Source organism: uncultured Veillonella sp. (assembly GCF_963534045.1).
In the GTDB taxonomy this organism is placed as follows: domain Bacteria; phylum Bacillota; class Negativicutes; order Veillonellales; family Veillonellaceae; genus Veillonella.
Map to the genome: position 1 here is coordinate 1 of NZ_CAUSQT010000059.1, position 6,260 is coordinate 6,260.

Consider the following 6,260-nt stretch of genomic DNA (forward strand, 5'->3'; position numbering starts at 1 on the left):
TCAATTTTTACGTTTTATTTATTGTAACGAGTGGGGGATTGTGGTAAAATTTACCATATAGTGGTGAATGAGGATTGTAAGGCGGTGATGTTAGATGTTCATGGGTGAATATAATCACACTATAGATGCAAAAGGACGGTTGATTATACCTGCCAAAATACGTGAACAACTAGGTGATCACTGTGTACTTTCAAAAGGCCTCGATAACTGCATCGCTATATATACTGCCGAAAGTTGGGAGCAACTTTCAAAGACATTACAATCATTACCATCTAATAAAGCAAATGCGCGTGCAATCAAACGGTTTTACTTTGGTAGCGCCGCAGAACTTGAATTTGATAAACAAGGCCGGATTTTGGTGCCAAGCGCCCTTCGCGAGCATGCTGAGCTACAAAAGGATGCGGTTATTATTGGTACTGGTGATAAGGTTGAAATTTGGAGCCGCGAACGCTTTGATGCATATGATGCGGAAGTGGCTGACAGTGTAGAATCCTTGGCTGAAGGATTAGAAGGCATTGTGTTGTAGGAGGCTATCGTGGAATTTAATCATGTCAGTGTGCTGTTGAATGAAACGGTGGATTCTGTTGTTACCAATCCTGATGGTATCTATGTTGACTGTACCTTAGGTGGCGCTGGTCACGCTCATGCCGTAGGTGAACGATTGAGCTCACAAGGCATGATTATCGGTTTAGATCAAGATGAAGATGCTTTAGCGGTAGCGAGACAACGCTTGTCTGATTTAACTTGTCAGGTGATGACGATACCTACAAATTTTTCAGATTTAAAACATGCTTTAGAAGAGCAAGGTATTTATGAAGTTGATGGATTTATATTTGACTTAGGTGTTTCTAGTTATCAGTTAGATACACCGGAACGCGGTTTTTCGTATATGAATGATGGACCTCTTGATATGCGTATGGATAAAGAGGCACCTATTACTGCGGAAATCGTCGTGAATGAATATGAATCTGATAAATTATTACAGATTATCCGTGATTACGGTGAAGAACGCTGGGCTAAACGTATTGTTGAATTTATCGTGGCAGCCCGTAATGAAAAGAGAATTACCACTACTGGCGAATTGGTGTCAATTATAAAAAAAGCTATACCGGCAAAAGCAAGACAGGATGGTCCACATCCTGCAAAACGTACATTTCAAGCGATACGCATTGAAGTGAATCGAGAACTTGCTATTTTGCATGATAGTTTTGTAGATGCTGTGAGTATGTTGAAGCCAAAGGGGAGAATTGGTGTTATTACATTCCATTCCTTAGAGGATCGCATCACAAAACAAACATTTAAAGAGCTAAGTACAGCTTGTATTTGCCCACCGGAATTACCAGTATGTGTATGTCATCATAAGGCTGTTCTTAAGGCTAAAAATAAGGCCATTGAGCCTAGTGCAGGGGAAGTAGAAATGAATCCTCGTTCTAGAAGTGCAAAACTTAGAGTAGGGATTAAATTGTAGTATTGGAAGGGGTTATTTTAATGTTAGCGAGAAAGGCTGTTGTGGGCCACGTTAAACGTGATGTGTTGCTAGGTGTACAAGCGAAAAAAGCGAGAGCTAGTGTTGTTTTTGATATTAGTCCATTGATGAGACAAATCATTCAAGGTATAGCAATCCTTGTTGGTTTTTTGATGATTATGATGGCTATGAATGCATATACTACGAAATTAGGTTATGAAGTAGTTAAAACACAACAAACTGTAGTACAATTAGCAAAGGATAATGATACCCTTGATGTAGAGGTGGCATCCTTGAAATCTCCAGTACGCATTCAAAAAATTGCGGAAGAACAATTGGGGATGGTTTTGCCTGATTCCTTTGTGTATAGCACTAAAAGTACGACTTCAGAACGCAATGTACAAACGAAACAGCAAATTATAGATTAGCAGGCAAAAGCAGCTCTTATGGGCTGCTTTAATTTGCGTATATAGAGGAGAATGTAGTATGAAAACCTTAAAAGATATTTTAAGTACGTTAGATGTACAACAAGTACAAGGTAATCAAAATGTATCTATTCAAGATATAACAGCTGATTCCAGAGCAGTAAAACCAAATAGCTTGTTCATCGCTCTTGATGGGGCTACAGTTGATGGTCATAATTACATCGATAAAGCGGTTGATGCTGGTGCTGTTGCCGTTATCGTATCAAAACCGGTTACTGTGCCTGATGATGTGTGTGTCATCACCGTTGCTGATACACGTCAAGCTATGATGGCCTGTGTTCCATATTTCTTTGATTACCCAGCTAATCGCATGCGTATGGTTGGTGTTACAGGTACAAATGGTAAGACGACCACCACACATATGATTCGCCATATCCTTAAGGCTCAAGGCCATAAGGTAGGGGTTATCGGTACTGTCCATATCATGATTGGTGATACGAGTTACCCAATTCATAATACGACACCAGATGTTGTTGATTTACAACATATTTTGCATCAAATGGTTCAAGAAAATGTGGAATACTGTGTAATGGAAGTATCTTCTCATGCATTGGCACTCGGCCGTGTTAGCGGTGTTGAATTTGATACGGCAGTATTTACGAATTTGACGCAAGATCACTTGGATTTCCATAAAACATTTGAAAATTATTTGGCCGCTAAATGTAAATTGTTTGAACAAGTTAGTGCGCCTAATCAAGTAAAAGATAATAAAGGTGCTGTTATTAATATCGATGATTCCTATGGTCATCGCGTTATGGAAAAAACTACAGCTCCAACAATTACATACAGTACATTAGGCAAGGGCACATTGAATGCATCAGATGTTCATATGTCTACTAAGAATAGTCAGTATACTGTGAATTATAAGGGTGAAAGCTACCCTGTATCGATGAATACTACAGGCTTATTTAATGTGTATAATACATTGGCTGCTATTGGAGCTTGTCTACAAGAAGGCATCTCCATGGAAGCGATTGATACGGCGTTAAAAACATTTAGTTCCGTTCCTGGGCGTTTTGAATTAATCGAAGAAGGGCAAGACTTTGCCGTTGTTGTCGATTATGCTCATACACCGGATGGTTTGCAAAATATTTTAGAAACTGCAAAGGCAATTAAAGAAAATCGTATCATCATCGTATTTGGTTGCGGTGGTGACCGCGATGCTACAAAACGCCCAATTATGGGCCGTATTGCCGCAGAGTACGGCGATAAGATTTATGTAACATCCGATAATCCACGCACTGAAGATCCTGTACAAATTGTTAAGGATGTTGAAGTGGGTGTAAAAGAAGCACTTCGCAACGGTACTTCTTATGAGGTAATTGTGGATCGTAGAGAAGCAATTAATCATGCAATTCATGATGCAAAAGCTGGTGATATTGTTATTATCGCTGGTAAGGGTCATGAAAATTATCAAATATTAAAAAATGAAACAATTCATTTTGATGACCGAGAAGAGGCTCGAAAAGCTCTTAAGGAGATCTAATATGGCAGAATTTACATTACAAGAAATAATTGATGCTACTAGTGGCACATGTAAGGGCGATGTAAGTTTACAATTTAAAGATATATCTACTGATACGCGTACGATTGAAGCGGGATATGTATTTGTAGCCTTGAAAGGCGATACGTTCGATGGTCATGATTTTATTAAAACAGCCATCGAAAAAGGGGCTACTGCTGCAATCGTTGAAAAGGGACGCAGTGTAGATGGTATTATTTGCGTGGAAGTGGAAAACACGCTAAAGGCATACCAAGACTTAGCGAACTTTCACAGACGACGTTTTCAAATTCCTGTGGTAGCCATTACTGGTTCATCTGGTAAGACGACGACAAAAGAAATGGTAGCCGCTGTTCTTAGCACTGAGTTTAATGTTTTAAAAACAGAAAAGAACTTTAATAATGAAATCGGTTTACCAAAAACATTGTTGCAACTTTCACCAGAACACGAAGCCTGTGTTGTAGAAATGGGGATGCGTGGATTAGGTCAAATTGAAGAATTAGCCCTTATTGCAGAACCGACAATTGGTATCATTACAAATGTAGGAACTAGTCATATTGAATTGTTGGGCTCTCAAGAAGCCATTGCTGAGGCAAAGGGCGAATTGATTAGATGCTTAGGCCCCGATAGTGTGGCAATTTTAAATGAAGATGATCATTTCGTAAAGGCGATGAGTTCCATTGCAAAAGGAAAAACTGTTACCTACGGTATTCATAGTAATGCTACGGTAATTGGCAGTCATTTACGCTATAAAAAGGATGGCATTAAGTTTACCTGCAAATGTTATGACGAAGTATTTGACGTATTTTTGCCTATGATTGGTGAGCATAATGTGTATGATGCATTAGCTGCTATTGCTGCAGGTCGTGTGTTAGGCGTTAAATCTAGTAAGATTAAAAAAGGTCTTAGTGATTTTACAGGCACACCTATGCGTCAAGAAATTGTAGCATTCGAAGACATTGTTATTCTCAATGATGCGTATAATGCCAATCCTTCCTCTATGAGTGAGTCCATTAAAGCATTGGGTCAATTAGAAGGTAAACGTAAGATTGCTATGCTCGGCGATATGCTTGAACTAGGTGATTTTACGGAGGAAGGTCATCGCCAAGTTGGCAGATTATTGGCTGAAGAAGGCTATAGCGTTGTATTTACCTTTGGTGAAGCGGCAAATTTCATTGCTAAAGAGGCAAAATTAGCAGGTTTAGAGGTACATCGTTGTAATAGTCATCTCGAAATGGCAAATGCCTACAGTGACATTCGTGAAAAGGGCGATGTTATTTTGGTAAAAGGTTCCAGAGGTCTTCGAATGGAACGTGTTGTAGATGAATTAAAAGAACGTGAATAGAGGTTATAACGGCTAGATTCATCTAGCCGTATTGGCCGTTATTAGAGAATAGGGGAGTAATATGATTTACCACATTCTATTAGCATTTGTAGTGACATTTATAATTACATTAGTATTGGGCAAGATTGGTATTCCTATGCTTAAATCTTTGCATGCTCAACAAAGCATACGTGAGGAAGGTCCTGAAAGTCATCAAGCTAAGGCGGGTACACCAACTATGGGTGGTGCGTTTATGATGGTAGCTCTTACGATCGGTGTGGCTATTTTTGCACCATGGAATGTGGCGACAGGTATGTTGCTATTCCTTACACTTGGTCATTGTTTGCTCGGTTTCTTTGATGACTTTGTAAAAGCTGTTAAAAAACGTAATCTTGGCTTAACAGCAAAACAAAAATTATTGGGCCAATTCATTTTGGCTGCTGTATTCTGTTATTGTATTACTGAAATTATGGTTATTCCTACAACATTATGGATTCCTGTTATAGATGCACATGTTCAATTGGGATTTGCCTATTATATTTTGGCTTTCTTGATCATTGTAGGTGCTACGAATGCGGTCAATCTAACAGATGGTCTAGATGGTTTAGCATCTGGTACATCCGCTGTAGCAGCGATAGCGTTTTCTGTAATCGGCTTGATGATTTATTCCACTGAAAGTTCTGTGGCTGCTGAAAGCGTAGCTTTCTTTGGCGCTATTGTAACCGCCGTATGTTTAGGCTTCTTGGTATTTAATATTAATCCAGCAAAGGTATTCATGGGCGATACAGGGTCCTTGGCTCTTGGTGGCGCATTTGCAGGCATGGCTATTTTAACTAAAACAGAATTATTACTCGTAGTGATTGGCGGTATTTTTGTAATGGAAGCCTTGTCTGTTATCATTCAAGTCATTTCCTTTAAAACACGAGGCGTGCGCGTATTTAAGATGAGCCCAATTCACCATCATTTTGAATTATCCGGATGGTCTGAACAAACTGTAGTTAATCGTTTCTGGTTTGGTGGCGCAGTTCTAGCTGTGTTAGGTGTTATACTTGCAACTGTAACTATTTAATATAAGAACCTTATATTTGTAAATTGATAGTTAAATACGTGAAAATACTTAACTTGAAGGGCATTTAATGGTATTCTTATAAGATAAGATAAAAAATTTTCGTGCTTAGTGATTTAGGTGATATAAATGGATTATGGAGAGAAAAATATTCTTGTTCTAGGTGCTGGTTCCAGTGGAATTGGTGCCGCATGGGTATTGGCACAGTTACATGCAAATGTAGTTTTAAATGATTATAAACCAGTAGATTTTGAACCATCTACGCGTAAACGATTGGAAGATGCTGGTGTAACTATCATTACGGGGCGACAAGATAATAGCTTACTTGATGGTGTAGATCGTATTATCATTTCTCCGGGCATTGCCTTATCCATTCCAATCGTACAAGAGGCTTTGCATCGTAAGATTGATGTAGTAAG

At 38.9% G+C, this 6,260-nt stretch carries 6 protein-coding genes and 1 pseudogene; all 7 read left to right on the plus strand.

Annotated elements, in window-relative coordinates; genetic code table 11:
- Window positions 1-94 precede the first annotated feature (94 nt).
- A complete protein-coding gene (gene mraZ / locus RYP29_RS07830; protein WP_005376259.1) occupies window positions 95-526 on the plus strand; it encodes a division/cell wall cluster transcriptional repressor MraZ in 432 nt (143 codons plus the stop codon).
- 9 nt (window positions 527-535) lie between these two features.
- Window positions 536-1,468, plus strand: coding sequence for a 16S rRNA (cytosine(1402)-N(4))-methyltransferase RsmH (gene rsmH, locus RYP29_RS07835; protein ID WP_005376203.1), 933 nt, complete (start codon window positions 536-538; stop codon window positions 1,466-1,468).
- 20 nt (window positions 1,469-1,488) lie between these two features.
- Complete coding sequence (gene ftsL / locus RYP29_RS07840) at window positions 1,489-1,893, plus strand: cell division protein FtsL (protein WP_016475708.1); 405 nt, start codon at window positions 1,489-1,491, stop codon at window positions 1,891-1,893.
- A gap of 58 nt (window positions 1,894-1,951) precedes the next feature.
- The gene (locus RYP29_RS07845; RefSeq protein ID WP_311532958.1) at window positions 1,952-3,436 is read left to right on the plus strand and encodes a UDP-N-acetylmuramoyl-L-alanyl-D-glutamate--2,6-diaminopimelate ligase; all 1,485 of its coding nucleotides are present in this window, start codon (window positions 1,952-1,954) and stop codon (window positions 3,434-3,436) included.
- Between the two features lies 1 nt (window position 3,437).
- Window positions 3,438-4,796: a UDP-N-acetylmuramoyl-tripeptide--D-alanyl-D-alanine ligase gene (gene murF, locus RYP29_RS07850; protein ID WP_311532961.1), complete on the plus strand. Its 1,359-nt coding sequence runs from the start codon at window positions 3,438-3,440 to the stop codon at window positions 4,794-4,796.
- Between the two features lie 61 nt (window positions 4,797-4,857).
- On the plus strand, window positions 4,858-5,844 hold the full coding sequence (gene mraY, locus RYP29_RS07855) for a phospho-N-acetylmuramoyl-pentapeptide-transferase (RefSeq protein ID WP_016475705.1): 987 nt from the start codon (window positions 4,858-4,860) through the stop codon (window positions 5,842-5,844).
- Window positions 5,845-5,970: 126 nt separating this feature from the next.
- A pseudogene (locus RYP29_RS07860) lies at window positions 5,971-6,260 on the plus strand (UDP-N-acetylmuramoyl-L-alanine--D-glutamate ligase); the annotation flags it as partial.

Coding starts and splice junctions, on each gene's coding strand:
- mraZ (WP_005376259.1), top strand. CDS start 95: ATGTTCATGGGTGAATATAATCACACTATAGATGCAAAAGGACGGTTG.
- ftsL (WP_016475708.1), top strand. CDS start 1,489: ATGTTAGCGAGAAAGGCTGTTGTGGGCCACGTTAAACGTGATGTGTTG.
- RYP29_RS07845 (WP_311532958.1), top strand. CDS start 1,952: ATGAAAACCTTAAAAGATATTTTAAGTACGTTAGATGTACAACAAGTA.
- murF (WP_311532961.1), top strand. CDS start 3,438: ATGGCAGAATTTACATTACAAGAAATAATTGATGCTACTAGTGGCACA.
- mraY (WP_016475705.1), top strand. CDS start 4,858: ATGATTTACCACATTCTATTAGCATTTGTAGTGACATTTATAATTACA.